The organism is Azospirillum terrae, assembly GCF_053470425.1.
The window spans coordinates 247,148-262,291 of the sequence record NZ_JBPXMR010000003.1 but is presented as its reverse complement, the minus strand read 5'-3'; the positions used below and the strand labels follow the sequence as shown (position 1 = coordinate 262,291).

The 15,144-nt window shown below is 69.9% G+C and carries 14 protein-coding genes; 6 read left to right on the top strand and 8 right to left on the bottom strand.

Features of this window, described 5'->3' with window-relative positions; translation table 11 throughout:
* Positions 1-5: 5 nt before the first annotated feature.
* From ACSVDD_RS11140 to ACSVDD_RS11130, 3 genes are all read right to left on the bottom strand, one after another.
* Positions 6-1,046, bottom strand: coding sequence for a TAXI family TRAP transporter solute-binding subunit (locus ACSVDD_RS11140; protein ID WP_448189417.1), 1,041 nt, complete (start codon positions 1,044-1,046; stop codon positions 6-8).
* A gap of 164 nt (positions 1,047-1,210) precedes the next feature.
* Positions 1,211-1,774, bottom strand: coding sequence for a HupE/UreJ family protein (locus tag ACSVDD_RS11135; protein WP_448189416.1), 564 nt, complete (start codon positions 1,772-1,774; stop codon positions 1,211-1,213).
* A gap of 160 nt (positions 1,775-1,934) precedes the next feature.
* A complete protein-coding gene (locus tag ACSVDD_RS11130) occupies positions 1,935-2,384 on the bottom strand; it encodes a hypothetical protein (RefSeq protein ID WP_448189415.1) in 450 nt (149 codons plus the stop codon).
* A 147-nt stretch (positions 2,385-2,531) separates the two neighbouring features.
* On the opposite strand from ACSVDD_RS11130, the gene ACSVDD_RS11125 reads away from it, so the two are divergent.
* Together ACSVDD_RS11125 and ACSVDD_RS11120 are read left to right on the top strand one after the other, a co-directional pair.
* The gene (locus tag ACSVDD_RS11125) at positions 2,532-4,037 is read left to right on the top strand and encodes a Y-family DNA polymerase (RefSeq protein WP_448189414.1); all 1,506 of its coding nucleotides are present in this window, start codon (positions 2,532-2,534) and stop codon (positions 4,035-4,037) included.
* Entirely contained in the window at positions 4,037-7,258 is a 3,222-nt protein-coding gene (locus ACSVDD_RS11120; RefSeq protein ID WP_448189413.1) for an error-prone DNA polymerase, read from the top strand. Before ACSVDD_RS11125 ends, ACSVDD_RS11120 begins: the two co-directional genes overlap by 1 nt.
* Positions 7,259-7,427: 169 nt before the next feature.
* Here the strand turns inward: ACSVDD_RS11120 and ACSVDD_RS11115 are convergent, their stop codons facing one another.
* Positions 7,428-8,000, bottom strand: coding sequence for a tyrosine phosphatase family protein (locus tag ACSVDD_RS11115; RefSeq protein ID WP_448189412.1), 573 nt, complete (start codon positions 7,998-8,000; stop codon positions 7,428-7,430).
* Positions 8,001-8,148: 148 nt separating this feature from the next.
* Between ACSVDD_RS11115 and ACSVDD_RS11110 the strand changes: the two genes are divergently transcribed.
* The 3 genes from ACSVDD_RS11110 (at position 8,149) to ACSVDD_RS11100 (ending at position 11,906) form a co-directional block, all read left to right on the top strand.
* Complete coding sequence (locus ACSVDD_RS11110; RefSeq protein WP_448189411.1) at positions 8,149-9,219, top strand: saccharopine dehydrogenase family protein; 1,071 nt, start codon at positions 8,149-8,151, stop codon at positions 9,217-9,219.
* Between the two features lie 162 nt (positions 9,220-9,381).
* Positions 9,382-11,055 carry an HD domain-containing phosphohydrolase gene (locus ACSVDD_RS11105; RefSeq protein WP_448189410.1) on the top strand — a complete coding sequence of 558 codons (1,674 nt, stop codon included), beginning with the start codon at positions 9,382-9,384 and terminating at the stop codon, positions 11,053-11,055.
* Positions 11,056-11,153: 98 nt separating this feature from the next.
* Entirely contained in the window at positions 11,154-11,906 is a 753-nt protein-coding gene (locus ACSVDD_RS11100; protein WP_448189409.1) for an SDR family NAD(P)-dependent oxidoreductase, read from the top strand.
* Here the strand turns inward: ACSVDD_RS11100 and ACSVDD_RS11095 are convergent.
* Positions 11,891-12,607, bottom strand: a complete 717-nt coding sequence (locus ACSVDD_RS11095) for a tRNA-uridine aminocarboxypropyltransferase (RefSeq protein WP_448189408.1) — start codon at positions 12,605-12,607, stop codon at positions 11,891-11,893. The two genes, ACSVDD_RS11100 and ACSVDD_RS11095, sit on opposite strands and share 16 nt — an antisense overlap.
* Positions 12,608-12,831: 224 nt before the next feature.
* On the opposite strand from ACSVDD_RS11095, the gene ACSVDD_RS11090 reads away from it, so the two are divergent.
* Positions 12,832-12,999, top strand: coding sequence for a hypothetical protein (locus ACSVDD_RS11090; protein WP_448189407.1), 168 nt, complete (start codon positions 12,832-12,834; stop codon positions 12,997-12,999).
* A gap of 40 nt (positions 13,000-13,039) precedes the next feature.
* On the opposite strand, the gene ACSVDD_RS11085 is transcribed toward ACSVDD_RS11090, so the two are convergent.
* From ACSVDD_RS11085 to ACSVDD_RS11075, 3 genes are read right to left on the bottom strand one after another with little or no spacing between them, the layout of a single operon-like run.
* Positions 13,040-13,267 carry a type II toxin-antitoxin system MqsA family antitoxin gene (locus ACSVDD_RS11085; RefSeq protein WP_448189406.1) on the bottom strand — a complete coding sequence of 76 codons (228 nt, stop codon included), beginning with the start codon at positions 13,265-13,267 and terminating at the stop codon, positions 13,040-13,042.
* Positions 13,264-13,557, bottom strand: coding sequence for a DUF4258 domain-containing protein (locus ACSVDD_RS11080; RefSeq protein WP_448189405.1), 294 nt, complete (start codon positions 13,555-13,557; stop codon positions 13,264-13,266). The genes ACSVDD_RS11085 and ACSVDD_RS11080 overlap by 4 nt, the downstream gene beginning before the upstream one ends.
* Entirely contained in the window at positions 13,558-15,078 is a 1,521-nt protein-coding gene (locus tag ACSVDD_RS11075) for a malonate--CoA ligase (protein ID WP_448189404.1), read from the bottom strand.
* Positions 15,079-15,144 lie beyond the last annotated feature (66 nt).

The following is a 15,144-nucleotide window of genomic DNA, read 5'->3' as shown; positions in this document are numbered from 1 at the left end:
CCGGCTTATTCCTTGGCCGGCTTGGTCGCCGGATCGCCGCCGGTTTCCCGTGCGGCGTCGCCGATCAGGCCGGTCTCGCGGTAGTAGCGCTCGGCGCCGGGATGCAGCGGCACGGCGATGGCGGCCACCGCGCGGGACGGGTCGATGCTGCGCCCCTTCGGGTGGCCTTCGGCCAACAGGCGGCGGGTGTTCTCGTGCCACAGCGCGCGGGTGACGCCGTAGACCGTCTCGTCGCTGGTCTCGGCACGCACCAGCAACTCGGCGCCGACGCTCAGCGTGGCGGTTGCCGGCACGCCGGGGTAGGTGTCGACGGCGATCACCGTCTCGGCGAAGAAGCGCTGCGTCTGGCGCAGCCGCCCGGCCACCGGCCCGTCGATGGGAACGAGGCGCACCGGCAGCCGCCCCGCCGCGTCGCTGACCGCCGACACCGGCGCGCCGCCGACGATGGAGAAGGCGTCCACCTCGCCGCGCGCCAGCTGGTCGGCGGCGGTGCCGGGCTTCAGGTAGCGGGGCTGAAGGTCCGTCTCGGACAGGCCATAGGCCTCCAGCACCACGCGCAGATCGACCAGCGTGCCGGAGCCCTCCTCGCCCACCGACACCACCTTGCCCTTGAGGTCGGGGATGGCGTGGATGTCGCTGTCGGCGCGCACAACGATGTGGATCGCTTCGCCGTACAGCGTGCCGATGGTGCGCAACTGCTCGAACGGCGGCTTGCCAGCGTAGGTGCCGGTGCCGGTGTAGGCCCAGTACGCCACGTCGGCCTGCGCCATGCCGGCCTCGACGGCGGCGGCGCGCAGCAGGTCGATGTTCTCCACCGAGCCGTTGGTCGCCTGCGCCACCGCGATCAGCCCCGGCACGCCGCAGCTGCCGCCTTTGTCGCAGGGCCGCGAGCCCGGCGGGTTGGAGATGGCGTTGGCGATCAGCCCGCCGATGGGGAAATAGGTACCGCCCGTCGTGCCGGTGGCGATGCGGAAATAGCGCAGCTCCTGCGCCGACAGGGTCCCGCCCCACGGCAGCAGCGCCAATCCCCCCAGGCCCGCCAGCATCTGCCGCCGCGACGGTGCGCGAGCGAACGAAGGAGGGAACGGGTATGCGGTTGCGCGCTGCACCGGCGGGGTCCTCGCGTAGGCAGTCGGAACGGTGGGTGCTCGTGCTGGGAGACGTGCCAAGAAGAATACCTGCAACCCGCCTTTTTCAAGGCGTGCTCGGCCTAAAGAACCCCTGCCAGGTCCAGAACACCGGCAAGTGCTACCGCACCGCCACACATCTGCACCGCGCGCGGCGACGCCGCCTGCCCCAGCACCGCCACCAGCCCGACCCCGGCCGAGGTCAGCAGCAGCACCGACGCCGCGAATCCCGCCCAGAACAGCGCCCGCCCTTCCTGGACATAGCCGTGGAACACCGCCGCCGCGGCCACCGTCAGGATCGCCACCACCAGCGGCACCCGCAGCCCCATGGCCACCAGCACCCCCAGCAGCACCAGCGAGGCGGCCAGCCCTTGCCCGGCGAACGGCAGTTGCACGCCGAAATGCGCCGCCGCCCCGGCGGCCAGCGCCGCGGTCAGCGCCGCGGCGGGCAGTTGCCACACCGCCGGCCCGCCGCTCTGCCCGGCCCACAGCCCGACCGCGAGCAGCCCGAGCAGGTGCGCCAGCACGCTCACCGGCCCGAGCAGGCCGCTGCCGAAGGCGCCGCCGCTCAACACCGTGCGCGCCTCGGCCGGCGCCGCGGCCAGCAGCATAGTTCCAACGGCCAGCGCCGCGATTCGCCCGCTCATCCCGTCCCCCGCCGGTGTCCCTGCCGCCGGTATAGCGGTGACAGGACCGTTGGGGAAGGGAGCGCGTAGCGCGACTGGGCCGTTGAGGCCCCGCGCGCGCATGCGCGCGAAGGCAAGGGCGCGGATGCGCCCGCCCGCCGTCTGAGGGCAAATAAAAATACTAGCGGCGCATCAGGTCGCGACGGTCCAGTTCGATCTGCTGGTTCATCATGTCGCGCTGGCGCATCGGGTCGGGTATCAGCGTGGTGGGGTCGTTGCGCATGCGATCCAGTTCGGAGCGCGCCTGATCCCGCTTGAAGTCGTCCACCGCCCGGTCGGTGGACGGGACGGGCTGCGGCGTCACCGGCACCCCGGTGTAGAGGTTGGACGGCGGCGGGCTGGAACTGCCGCGGCGCGGGCGCGGCGGCGGATTGTCCGGGCGTTGGGCGGGGGCCTGCGACTCGGCGCTCGTCGTGGACTGGGCGGCGCTGCCGCCGGGAACGTAGGTCTGGGTTCGGATGGCGGAGGGGATCGCCCCCCCGGCCAGCCCCGGCGTCTCGTCCCGAACCTCGGTGCCCACGCAGGCGGTGAGCCCGAGCACCAGGACGGCCGTGATCGCTGTGCTTTTCATACCCATCAATGTCGTCCGTCCGAGCCCTCGGGACAAGCACCCTCCAAGCGGAGCATCCACGGCGAAGCCGACGCTTCGGACTCCACAAAGCGCCACTTTTGATTCTATGATGTTCCCGTATTGTTCTTATCAGACATGGAGGACGGCATGGCGCGGCGCATTCTGTCGCTCTGGCTTCCGCGGCTTTCCACCGACGCCTGGACGCGGCGGCGGCCGGAGATGGCGGCACAGCCGCTCGCCGCGGTGGCGGCGGAGCGCGGGCGGTCGATGGTCGTCGCCGTCAATCACGCGGCCGAGCGCGCCGGCGTGCACCGCGGCGTCACCCTGGCCGACGCCCGCGCCGTGGAGCCGGGGCTGGTCGCCTTCGACGCCGACCCCGCGGGGGATGCGCGGCTGCTGGACGCCCTGGCCGACTGGGCGTTGCGCTGGACACCGTGGACGGCGACGGACGGCGACGGGCTGGTGCTGGACGTGACGGGCTGCGCGCACCTGTTCGGCGGCGAGTCGGGACTGCTGGCGGACGTGGTGGAGCGGCTGAAGCGCGCCGGCTTCGAGGCGCACGCCGCGCTGGCCGACACCCCCGCCGCGGCCTGGGCGGTGGCGCGGTATGCAGACTCGCCCCTCATCATCGCCCCCGCCCTCCAACGCCAAGCGCTCGATCCCCTCCCCATGGCCGCGCTCCGCCTGCCCCCGGAAACCGTCACCGCGCTGGCGGCGGTCGGGTTGCGGCGGGTGGGCGACCTGCACGGGGTGCCGCGCGCCACGCTGACCGCGCGCTTCGGCCCACAGCCGGCCCGGCGCCTCGACCAAGCCCTCGGCCGGCTGGACGAGCCGGTGTCCCCGCACCGCCCCGTCGCCCCGCACACCGCGCGCCTCGCCTTTGCCGAGCCCATCGCCACGCCGGACGACCTCGCCCGCGCCACGCGCGCCCTGCTGGACGCGCTGTGCGAAGGGCTGGAACACCGCCAGGAGGGTGCCCGCCGGCTGGAACTGACGGCGCACCGCATCGACCGCCGCCTTGAGGACGCGCCGCAAAGCCTCGTCGTCGGCACCGGCCGCCCGGTGCGCGACCCGGCGGCGCTGATGCGCCTGTTCGCCGAAAAGCTGGAACGCCTCGCCCCCGGCCCCGGCATCGAGGTGATGGTGCTGTCCGCCCCCGTGGCCGGGCCGTTGGGCGCGGTGCAGACCGGGCTGGACGGAGGGGGCGACGATTCGGACCTCGGCGATCTGGTGGACCGGCTGAGCAACCGGCTGGGGCCGCAGAGCGTGCTGCGCCTCGTCCCGCGCGCGAGTTGGCTGCCCGAGCGCGCGGTAGCCGGCTGCTCCCCCTTGGCAAGGCCGGCCAACCAGCCGCTGTGGCCGGCCGACCGGCCGCGCCCGGTGCGCCTGCTGGCCCCGCCCGAACTCATCGAGGCCATCGCCCCTGTGCCCGACGACCCGCCGCGGATGTTCCGCTGGCGCGGCATCGCCCACCGCGTCCGCCGCGCCGACGGCCCGGAGCGCATCGAAGCCGAGTGGTGGCGCCGTGACGGAGCCCCCCGCGACTACTACCGCGTCGAGGATTCCGATGGCCGCCGTTTCTGGCTGTTCCGCCAGGGGCTCTACCAGCCCGAAACGGCGCCGCGCTGGTTCCTGCACGGGTTCTTCGGGTGATGATTCCTTACGCGGAACTCCAGGTCACCAGCAGCTTCACCTTCCTGGAAGGCGCCTCGCACGCCGACGAGCTGGTGCTGACCGCGGCGGCGCTCGGCCTCGCGGCGCTGGCGGTCACCGACCGCAACACGCTGGCCGGCGTGGTGCGCGCCCACGTCGCCGCCCGAGACCACAAGATGCGCCTCGTCGTCGGCTGCCGGCTCGACCTGACCGATGCCGCCAGCCTGCTCGTCTTCCCCACCGACCGGGCGGCATACGGCCGCCTGTCGCGCCTGCTCACCATCGGCAAGCGGCGGGCGCCGAAGGGGGAGTGCTTCCTCGGCCGCGACGATTTTCTGGCGCACGCCGAGGGCATGCGCGCCGTCCTGCTGCCGCCGGACGGGCGCAACGATTCCGGCTTCATCGCGGAGCTGGCGCGCTGGCGTTCCGACCTGGGCCGCAGCCTGTACCTCGCCGCCAGCCACCGCTACCGCGGCGACGATGCCAAGCGGCTGGCGTGGCTGAAGGACATCGCCGCGAGCGCCCGCGTGCCGCTGCTGGCGACCAACGACGTGCTGTACCACAGCCCGGCGCGGCGTCCGCTGGCCGACGTGCTGACCTGCATCCGCAGCCACACAACCATCGACACGGCGGGCTGGCGCCTCGCCGCCAACGCCGAGCGGCACCTGAAGCCGCCGCAGGAGATGGCGCGCCTGTTCCGCCAAGCCCCCGAGGCGGTCGAGCGCACGCTGGAGATCGTCGCGGCCTGCGCCTTCTCGCTGGACGAGCTGCGCTACGAGTACCCCGACGAAACCACTGGCGACGGCCGCACCCCGCAGGAGACGCTGATCGACCTGACCCGGTCCGGCGCCGCGGCGCGCTATCCGGACGGCGTGCCGGACAAGGTCGCGCGGTCGCTCGACCACGAACTGGCGCTGATCGGCGGCCTGCACTACGCGCCGTACTTCCTGACGGTGCACGACATCGTCCGCTTCGCCCGGTCCAGGGGCATCCTCTGCCAGGGCCGCGGATCGGCGGCCAACTCCGCCGTCTGCTACTGCCTGGGCATCACCGAGGTCGATCCGGCCGTCGCCAACCTGCTGTTCGAGCGCTTCGTCTCGGCCGAGCGCAACGAGCCGCCGGACATCGACGTGGACTTCGAGCACGAGCGGCGCGAGGAGGTCATCCAGTACATCTATGCGAAATACGGCCGCGAGCGCGCCGGCCTGACCGCCACCGTCATCCGCTTCCGCTCGCGCGCGGCGATCCGCGAGGTCGGCAATGTCATGGGGCTGTCGGACGACGTGGTCAGACGACTGGCCGGCTCCATCTGGGGCTGGAGCAGCAAGGGGGTGGACGAGGAGCGCGCCCGGCAGTACGGCCTCGACCCCGACGACCCGCGCCTGAAACTGACGCTGGAGTTGGCGCAGGAACTGATCGGCTTCCCGCGCCACCTGTCGCAGCACGTCGGCGGCTTCGTCATCACGCGCGGGCTGCTGACCGAGCTGACCCCGGTCCTCAACGCCGCCATGGAGGACCGCACCACCATCGAGTGGGACAAGGACGACATCGACGCGCTGCACATCCTCAAGATCGACGTGCTGGGTCTGGGCATGCTGAGCTGCCTGCGCCGCGGTTTCGAACTGCTGGAGGAGCATTACGAGCGCCCGCTGACGCTCGCCACGATCCCTAGGGAGGACCCGGCGGTCTACGACATGCTCTGCGCGGCGGACACCATCGGCGTCTTCCAGGTGGAGAGCCGGGCGCAGATGTCCATGCTGCCGCGCCTCAAGCCGCGGAAGTTCTACGATCTGGTGGTCGAGGTCGCCATCGTCCGCCCCGGCCCGATCCAGGGCAACATGGTGCACCCCTACCTGCGCCGCCGCCAGGGCAAGGAGCCGGTCGAGTACCCCTCCCCAGCGCTGGAGGAGGTGCTGAAGGACACCTACGGCGTGCCGCTGTTCCAGGAACAGGCGATGCGCATCGCCATCGTCGGCGCCGGCTTCACCCCGGCCGAGGCCGACCAGTTGCGCCGTTCCATGGCGGCGTTCCGGCGAACGGGCAGGATCGCCCAGTTCCGCGAGAAGTTCATCACCGGCATGGTCGCCAACGGCTGCACGGCGGACTTCGCCGAGCGCTGCTTCCAGCAGATCGAGGGATTCGGCGAATACGGCTTCCCGGAGAGCCACGCGGCGAGCTTCGCCAACCTCGTGTACGCCTCGGCCTGGATGAAGCGCTGGTACCCGGAACTGTTCGCCTGCGCGCTGCTGAACAGCCAGCCCATGGGCTTCTACGCCCCGGCGCAGATCGTCCGCGACGCGAGCGAGCACGGGGTAACGGTGCTGCCCCCGGACGTGAACCTGTCGGATTGGGACTGCACCCTTATCCCTCTCCCCCCTGGGGAGAGGGTGGCCCGCCAGGGCCGGGTGAGGGGGGTCACGGGGGACGGTGAACATCCGCACTGCGGGACCCCCTCACCCCATCCCTCTCCCCAGGGGGGAGAGGGGGCAAGGCGCGCCCTCCGCCTGGGTCTGCGCCAGATCAAAGGCCTCGACGAAACCGAAGCCCTGCGTCTGGTCGACCGCCGCGCCTCCGGCTACCGCGACCCGTACGACGTCTGGCGACGTGCGGAGACCTCGCCGAGCACGCTGGAGCGGCTGGCGCGAGCGGACGCGTTCCGCTCCATGGGGCTCGACCGGCGGTCGGCGCTGTGGGCGGTGAAGGCGCTGGGCGCCCACCCGTTGCCGCTGTTCGCCGGACTGGACGATTCCGCCCAGACGGAACCCGAGGTGGCCCTCCCCGAGATGCGCATCGGCGAGCACGTGGTGATGGACTACACCAGTCTCAGTCTGTCTCTGAAGATGCACCCGCTGGCGCTGCTGCGCGACGGCCTGACCGGCATCGCCCCGGCCGAACGGCTGAAGGACGCGCGCGCCGGGACGCGGGTGACGGTGGCCGGGCTGGTGCTGGTGCGCCAGCGGCCGGGCAGCGCCGAGGGCGTCATCTTCATCACGTTGGAGGACGAGACCGGCGTCGCCAACCTCGTCGTCATGCCGAAACTGTTCGAGCGCTACCGCAAGGAAGTGATGACCGCCCGCCTGCTGGCCGCCACCGGCCGCGTCGAGCGGGAGGAAACCGTCATCCACCTGAAGGTCGAGCGCCTGACCGACCTCACCCACCGCCTCGCCGAACTGACCGCGGTATCGGCGCACACGTTTCCAGAGGGAAGGAACTTCCATTGAGCACCTTGCCCTTACCGGCGATTTTATATAGGATTAAAGTCATCGCTGACGAGTTGCGTCCGCGCGATACCGAGCGGATGAGACGTTCGGCAAAAACGTGTTTCATAGCGTTTCATAGCGTTTCATAGCGTCTCACACCGTCTCATCCGGCGGCGCTCGGGCCGGATCGCTAAAGCCCCTCCACCTCGCGGCCGCGGTTGTTGTCGCGCATGAAGCTCACCATCTCCGGCCGCTTCAGGGCGTAGTCCCGGTGCCGCGCCCGCACCGCGGCGACCAGTTCGCCGTTCCGGCCCAGCATTTCGTCGGCGAACTCGATCATGAGCAGGTTGGGCCAGGTTTCCTTGCGGATGCCGACGATGGCGGCGACCGCGTCGGCGGCCGGGCGCTCCGGGCGGGCCTGGGCCAGCAGCATGGTCAGCGCCGCGGTCGAGCGCGAGATCCCCATATGGCAATGCACCAGCAGGTGCTGGCACGCCTCCGGCTCGGCCATCAGGTCGCGGCCCAGGGCGAGGATCGCCTCGACATGCTCGCGCTGCGGCGGAATCAGGTCGCGGCGCGGCTCTATGATGTCGTGGAAGCGCAACTCCAGCCGCTCGTGCGTCCCGTAGGCGGCGAACGCCTCCAGCCCCGGATGCTCGGGGTCGAGGATGGAGAGCACGTGGCTGACACCGGCGCCTCTGTGTTCCGGCAATTCGTCGATGCCGCAGACGGTGAGGGCGAAGGGGACGAAGGACCGCGGCATGGGGCATGGACTCCGGTGAGGGGTGCGTCTTTCGGGAAATAGGGCGCTTCCGAAGGCATCCCATCCCCGACCGGAGGTCAAGCCTGGAAATCGCCCCCGTCCCGCCCCACGCTCAAGACGGTGAGCCTGTCGGGGGGAGGGAGCGTCCATGACCCAGGTCCTGCTGCTCGGCGCCGGCAAGATCGGCAGCATGATCTGCCATCTGCTGCACGCCACCGGCGAGTATACGGTCACCGTCGCCGACCGCGACGCCTCCTGCCTGCGCTTCATCGCCCACGACGAGGCGGCGCTGCGCACCCTCGACGTCGGAGACGGGCAAGCGCTGCGCGCCGCGTTGCGGGGGCACGACGTGGTCATCTCCGCCCTGCCCTACTACCTCAACACCGGAGTGGCCGAGGCGGCGCGCGACGAGGGCGTGCACTATTTCGACCTGACCGAGGACGTGGCGACCACCCGGCGCGTGCGCGCCATCGCGGACAAGGCCGACACCGCCTTCGTGCCGCAGTGCGGGCTGGCGCCCGGCTTCGTGTCGATCGTCGCCTACGACCTCGCCAAGCGGTTCGACAGCCTGCGCGACGTGTTCATGCGCGTCGGTGCCCTGCCGATCTACCCGACGAACGCGCTCAAGTACAACCTCACCTGGAGCACGGACGGCCTGATCAACGAGTACTGCAACCTGTGCGAGGCGATCCACGACGGCGAGACGCGCGAGGTGCTGCCGCTGGAGGGCCTGGAGCGCTTCTCGCTGGACGGCACCGAGTACGAGGCGTTCAACACCTCGGGCGGGCTGGGCACGCTGTGCGACACGCTGGCCGGCACGGTGGAATGCCTGAACTACAAGACCGTGCGCTATCCCGGCCATCGCGACCACGTGAAGTTCCTGACCCAGGATCTGCGCCTCGGCGGGCGGCGCGACCTGCTCAAGGACGTGCTGGAGAACGCCGTGCCGGTGACCAAGCAGGACGTGGTGCTGGTGTTCGTCACGGTGAACGGCTTGCAGGACGGCCGGCTGACCCAGGAGACCTTTGCCAAGAAGGTCTACAACGCGACGGTCGGCGGCAAGCTGTGGAGCGGCATCCAGATCACCACGGCGGCCGGCGTGTGCGCCATGGTGGATCTGCTGCGGGCCGGCAAATTGCCGCAGCGCGGCTTCGTCCGGCAGGAGGACGCCGACCTTAAGGAGTTTCTGGCGAACCGCTTCGGCCGGCATTACGCGTGATCGGACGGTGGGGCATGTGAACGGCTCGCGGCAGGTGAGCCAATTTGACCGCTTACTTCCTATGGGTATTTGCGTGTAACCTGATGGTCATAGCGCCGTTCCGGCGGCGCCCTCCAGTCCGGGCGATTCCCCCCGCCCGCCGTGGACGTCCCGAAGGCCGACATGCACGCTGCCATCCAGGCCCTGACCGAAACCCTCGCCTACCGGTTCGATGTGGGGCCGGACCGTGCGCGCAGCCAGCTGGGCTTGCGCCGCGGCATCATCGGGCTGGCCGTCGGGTTCCTGCTGCTGCTGAACAGCGCCCTCGTCTTCGACCTGATCAACGACTTCCACAGGTCGCTGGAAAACTCGGCGCGCAGCACCATGAACGTGGCGCGCACCATGGAGCAGCACGCGGCGCGCGCCTTCGCCACCACGGACCAGACGCTGAACGGCGTGGCCGACATCCTGAAGGCCACCAGCGGCGCCACCGACCCGCGGGCCACGCACATCGACGAGTTCCTGGAACGGCGCTTCACCATGCCGCCGCACGTGCTGGCCATCGCCGTGGTGGATGCCGAGGGGAAGGTCGCGCACGCCAGCGACATCACCGTGCGCACGCCCGGCAATCTGGCCGAGCGCGACTTCTTCGCCATGGCGCGCGAGTCGACGACGACGGGAATCCACGTCGGCGTGCCGGTGGTGAGCCGGTTGAGCGGTCGCCCGGTGATCCCGGTCGCCCGCCGCATCCCCACGCCCGACGACAGCTTCGCCGGGGCGTTGGTCGCCTACCTCGACCTCAACCACTTCCAGCGCTTCTATCAGGATCTGGACGCCGGCTTCTCCGGCACCATCGCGCTGCTGCGCTCGGACGGCACGCTGCTGATCACCGGCCCGTACGGCGTCGCGGCACCCGGCACCTCGCTGGCCGACCACGCCGTGTTCCGCAAGCACCTCCAGAAGTCCTCGAACGCCACCGTGGACGGGGTCAGCGGCTTCGGGGGGCAGGAATGGATCGCCAGCTACCGCGCCGTCGGCGATTTGCCGCTGGTCGTCGTCGCCGGGGTCGACCGCGACGCGGTGCTGGCCGGCTGGCAGGATGGGTTGAGCCTGCGCGTCGTGCTGGGCGTGGTGATTTCCCTGGTCGTCGCCTTCTTCGCCGTTCAGCTGGTGCGCAAGATCGACAATCTGGACGCCAGCAACCGCCGCCTGAAGGAGGAATCCGGCCGTCGCAGCGAAGCCGAGGAGGCGCGCGCCGACGCGTTGCGGCGCCTGAAGAACACGCTGGCCCAGAGCGTCGAGGCGCTGGCCCATACGGTCGAGAAGCGCGATCCCTACACCGCCGGCCACCAGACGCGCGTCGCCCAGTTGTCCCAGGTGATCGCCCGGCAGCTCGGCCTGCCGGACGAGCGGGTGGACAACATCCGCCTGGGCGCGCTGATGCACGACATCGGCAAGGTGGGCATCCCGGCGGAGCTGCTGACCAAGCCCGGCAGGCTGTCGAAGGAAGAATTCGAGCTGATCAAGACGCACAGCCGGATCGGCCATGACATCGTCCGCAACATCGACTTCGACCCGGCGGTCGCCCGCATCGTCGCCGAGCACCACGAACGCTTCGACGGCACCGGCTACCCGGCCGGCCTGAAGGGCGAGGACATTGCGCTGGAAGCCCGCATCGTGGCGGTCGCCGACGTGGTGGAGGCGATCACCTCGCACCGCCCGTACCGCCCGGCGCTCGGGCTGGAGACGGCGCTGATCGAGATCCGCCGACTCCGCGGCACAGCGCTCGACCCGGCCGTGGTGGACTCCTGTCTGGCGGCTTTGGAGGCAGACCCGCGGGTGTTCGGCCCGGCTTGACCAATGGGCGTGAGCGGTGGGTTTGACCGGCGTCAAGGGATCGGCCATGGCACTCGGCTAGGGAAATGGTCCGACCAATCTCCACCCGAGGACCCTCCATGACGAAGCTTCTGGACGGCAAGGTCGCCGTCGTCACCGGCGCCAGCAGCGGCATCGGCAAGTCCATTGTCGAGCGCTATCTGGCCGAAGGCGCCAAGGTCGCCATCTTCGCCCGCAACGCCGGCGCGTTGCAGGATCTCGCAGCCCAGGCGTCGGACCGCGTGCTGGTGGTGCCTGGCGACGTCACCGTGCGCGCCGACCTGGAGCGTCTGGTCGCGGCGACGGTCGAGCGCTTCGGAGGCGTCGACGTGGTGGTGCCGAACGCTGGCGTCGCCAAGGTCGTGCCCTTCGCCGACAGCGACGAGCGCGCCATCCACGAGCAGTTCTCGGTCAACTTCGTCGGCGCGTTCCAGACCGCGCGGCTGTTCCTGCCGCATGTCCGGAAGGGCGGCTCCATCGTCTTCGTCACCACCTTCCTGGTGCAGGTGGGCTTCCCCGGCCTCGCCGTCTACAGCGCCAGCAAGGCGGCGCTGACCTCGGCCACCAAGACGCTGGCGGCCGAGCTGGCGCCGCAGGGCATCCGCGTCAATGCCGTCGCCCCCGGCCCGATCGCTACGCCGATCTGGAGCAAGGTCGGCCTGCCCGACGACGTGCTGGGCCAAGTCGCCACGGCGGTCACCGCACGCCTGTTCCCCGGAGCCTTCGGCGCCCCGGAGAGCATCGCCGACGCCGCGCTGTTCCTCGCCTCCGATCAGGCGAAGAACATCTACGGCCAGGAACTGGTGGTGGACGGCGGCTACACCGTCGGCTGAGGCTCGCCGCCACCGGCCTCGCCCTCTTCCACATTCGTGGTGGAGGGCGTGGAGGGGGGCAGGGGCTTCGGGCGCGGGGCGCGCACCATCTTGAGCAGCTGCGCGAAAGGCTTGAGCGCCCGGTCGAACAGCTCCGGCTCCCCCTCCAGGCGCGACACCACGAAGGCCGCGGCCTCCAGCGTCGAGACGCTCTCGCGCCGAGGCTCGCGGCGGGCCTGCCCGTACATCGACTTGAAGTGCGGGTGAAGGACGATGCGCCGGCACTTCAGCAGCCACGCGTTGCGCCACCACAGGCTCTTGGCCTGGCTCCAGGTGCCGTCGAGCAGGATAATGCCCTCCAGGCCGGCGAGGATTTCGGCGCTGGCGGCAACCGGGACGCCGTTCTTGTCGACGACGGCGACCTCCTCCTTGGCCGCGGCCTCGCCCTGCTTGGCAGCGCCGAGGTACAGTACACCCCAGCGCTTGTAGTCCACCTCGCGCCCGACGATGCGCTTGAGGTTCGGCCAGCTCAGCCCCACCCGCACCACGGAGTTCTTGAACTGCAGCTTGGCGATGGGCGCGGTGCCGAGGATCTCGCGCTTCTCCTGCGGGTGCTCGAGGATGACGACGCAGATTTTGTTGTCCACCGGCTCCACCGCCGCGCAGATGCAGAGGTGCTCGGGCTTCAGGCAGTTGGCGCAATTTTCGGCAGCGGTTTGCATGGCAGTCTCGAAAGCGGGAACGTGGCGGTGGAAAACCCGGAAATGGGAATGCGGGCGTTCGTCCGGCGCGACTATGGGCCGCGGCGCGAGCGAATGGAACAACAGATCCTGCCGGGGAGCTTGACCCCGGTCAATGGTGGGTCCGGTTCTTGCAGGGTATCGTGCAGGCACACAGGACGGCGCGGGCTCCCCCGCCCGGCCGGAGCTTGGAAAGGAGGCCTGCCATGCTGCCCCCGTACGTAGCCGCCCTGGAACTGGAGCGCCGCAAGGCCGCGAACTCGGCAGAATTTGCCCGGCAACTGCCGCTCTATGCGGAAGAAATTGCCCACTGGCAAGACCCGGAAACCGGCGCCGCCCCGCGCACCGAGCCGGACTGGGCAACGGATTACTGACGCGGCGAAGCGCTTGAGGCAGCCTGAGCGCTGGTCACGCTCAGGCTGCCAGATAGTCCCGCACGTCGACGCGCACACCGGCGCGCAATGCCTCGTCGGCGATGTCGAGCAGGCGGGCGGTTGCCGCCTCACCCACATATTCCTCACCGCAGTTCTCGCACACCTCGGCCGGCACGCCACGGAAAACGATCGTGGCGCCGTCGCGCTCCAGCGTGACGGTCGCCGCGCCGGGCTGGGTTACGCCTTGACGGCAGACGACGCACTTCATGGCTTTCTCCTCTGCCGAAACGCTTCGTCCCACAGATCGGGACTCGGCTCGTACACGGTGATCACCACGGTCTCGGGCTCGCCCGGATTGTCGGCGATCAACACATGCAACGGCCGTCCTCCGGCCCGTCCGAGCAGCAGCCGGCTCGGAAACGGAGTGTCGTCCGGGTAGGATAAGATCACCTCCCCGGTTTCGACAACATGCCGAACGTCGTCCACACGAACGTTCCGTTCGTGCATCCGACGCACCGCATGAACACGGAATAGAAGCTGACGCTCCATCACCGGCATCTACTTCTTGAACGTATCCCCATACCGGTCGCGCAGCAGGTTCTTCTGCACCTTGCCCATGGTGTTGCGCGGCAGTTCGTCGAGGAAGAAGACGCGCTTGGGCACCTTGAAGTTGGCGAGCTGCTCCTTGCACACCGCCACCACCTGCGCCTCGTCCGGCGCCGCGGCGCCCGGCTTACGCAGCACCACCGCGGTGACCGCCTCGCCGAAGTCCGGGTGCGGAACGCCGACCACCGCCGACTCCACCACGCCGTCGATGGCGTCGATGACCGTCTCGACCTCCTTCGGGTAGACGTTGAAGCCACCGGAGATGACCAGATCCTTGGCGCGGCCGACGATGTGCACATAGCCGCGCTTGTCCACCTTGCCGACGTCGCCGGTGATGAAGAAGCCGTCCGGCTTGATCTCCTGCGCGGTCTTCTCGGGCATGCGCCAGTAACCGGAAAAGACGTTCGGCCCCTTCACCTCGATGACGCCGATCTCATCCGCACCCAGCACCGCCCCCTGATCGTCGCACACCCGCAGTTCCACACCCGGCAGCGGGAAGCCCACCGTGCCCGGAATGCGGTCGCCATTCAGCGGGTTGGAGGTCAGCATGCCGGTCTCGGTCATGCCGTAGCGCTCCAGGATGGCTTGACCGGTGCGCGCCGAGAACTCCTTGTGGGTGTCGGCCAGCAGCGGCGCCGAGCCGGAGATGAACAGGCGCATGTGCGCCACCGCCGCCTTCGTCAGGCCGGGGTGCGCCAGCAGGCGGGTGTAGAAGGTCGGAACGCCCATCATCACCGTGGCGCGCGGCAGCAGCGAGAGCACCTGATCGGCGTCGAACTTCGGCAGGAAGATCATCGACGAGCCGTTCAGCAGCACGCAGTTGGTCGCCACGAACAGGCCGTGCGTGTGGAAGATCGGCAGCGCGTGCAGCAGCACGTCGCCGGGCCGGAAGCCCCAGTACTCGTGCAGCACCAGCGCGTTGGAGCCGAGGTTGCGGTGGCTCATCATGGCGCCCTTGGAGCGCCCGGTGGTGCCCGACGTGTAGAGGATCGCCGCCTGGTCGTCCAACGTGCAGGGCACGGTGGCGAAGTCGGGGTCGAGCCCCTTGGCGCGTTCCGGCAGACTGCCGTCGCCCGCGGTGCCCAGCGTCAGCACGTGCGCCACACGGGCCTTGTCGGCCACCTCGCGGAGTGCCGCTTCGGTTTCCGGGCGGCAGACGAACACGCGCGGCTCGGCGTCGGTCAGGAAATACTCGACCTCTGCCTTGGTGTAGGCCGGGTTGAGCGGCAGGTAGACGCCACCGGCGCGCACCACCGCCAGATAGAGCACGATGTTCTCGGTCGACTTCTCGACCTGCACCGCGACGCGGTCGCCCTTGACGACACCCAGATCGGCCAGCAGGCGGGCGTAACGCCCGACACTCTCGTCCAGGTCGCCGTAGGTGACGATGCTGCCATCCTCCGTCTCGATGAAGGGACGGGTCCGGTCCGTGGGGAAGCGGGAACGGAACAGGTCGTAGATGTTGTCGCTCATCCTCTTGGCTCTTCTTCTTGGTGGTGTTCCTCCGGGGCTGCGACCTTAGCGGTTCGCGCCATGGGG

Excerpts from the sequence above, each read along its gene's own strand:
- ACSVDD_RS11085 (WP_448189406.1), bottom strand. The coding sequence starts at position 13,267 with ATGAAGTGCGTCGTCTGCCGTCAAGGCGTAACCCAGCCCGGCGCGGCG.
- ACSVDD_RS11125 (WP_448189414.1), top strand. The coding sequence starts at position 2,532 with ATGGCGCGGCGCATTCTGTCGCTCTGGCTTCCGCGGCTTTCCACCGAC.
- ACSVDD_RS11105 (WP_448189410.1), top strand. The coding sequence starts at position 9,382 with ATGCACGCTGCCATCCAGGCCCTGACCGAAACCCTCGCCTACCGGTTC.
- ACSVDD_RS11115 (WP_448189412.1), bottom strand. The coding sequence starts at position 8,000 with ATGCCGCGGTCCTTCGTCCCCTTCGCCCTCACCGTCTGCGGCATCGAC.
- ACSVDD_RS11120 (WP_448189413.1), top strand. The coding sequence starts at position 4,037 with ATGATTCCTTACGCGGAACTCCAGGTCACCAGCAGCTTCACCTTCCTG.
- ACSVDD_RS11090 (WP_448189407.1), top strand. The coding sequence starts at position 12,832 with ATGCTGCCCCCGTACGTAGCCGCCCTGGAACTGGAGCGCCGCAAGGCC.
- ACSVDD_RS11140 (WP_448189417.1), bottom strand. The coding sequence starts at position 1,046 with ATGCTGGCGGGCCTGGGGGGATTGGCGCTGCTGCCGTGGGGCGGGACC.
- ACSVDD_RS11110 (WP_448189411.1), top strand. The coding sequence starts at position 8,149 with ATGACCCAGGTCCTGCTGCTCGGCGCCGGCAAGATCGGCAGCATGATC.
- ACSVDD_RS11075 (WP_448189404.1), bottom strand. The coding sequence starts at position 15,078 with ATGAGCGACAACATCTACGACCTGTTCCGTTCCCGCTTCCCCACGGAC.
- ACSVDD_RS11095 (WP_448189408.1), bottom strand. The coding sequence starts at position 12,607 with ATGCAAACCGCTGCCGAAAATTGCGCCAACTGCCTGAAGCCCGAGCAC.
- ACSVDD_RS11100 (WP_448189409.1), top strand. The coding sequence starts at position 11,154 with ATGACGAAGCTTCTGGACGGCAAGGTCGCCGTCGTCACCGGCGCCAGC.
- ACSVDD_RS11130 (WP_448189415.1), bottom strand. The coding sequence starts at position 2,384 with ATGAAAAGCACAGCGATCACGGCCGTCCTGGTGCTCGGGCTCACCGCC.
- ACSVDD_RS11080 (WP_448189405.1), bottom strand. The coding sequence starts at position 13,557 with ATGCCGGTGATGGAGCGTCAGCTTCTATTCCGTGTTCATGCGGTGCGT.
- ACSVDD_RS11135 (WP_448189416.1), bottom strand. The coding sequence starts at position 1,774 with ATGAGCGGGCGAATCGCGGCGCTGGCCGTTGGAACTATGCTGCTGGCC.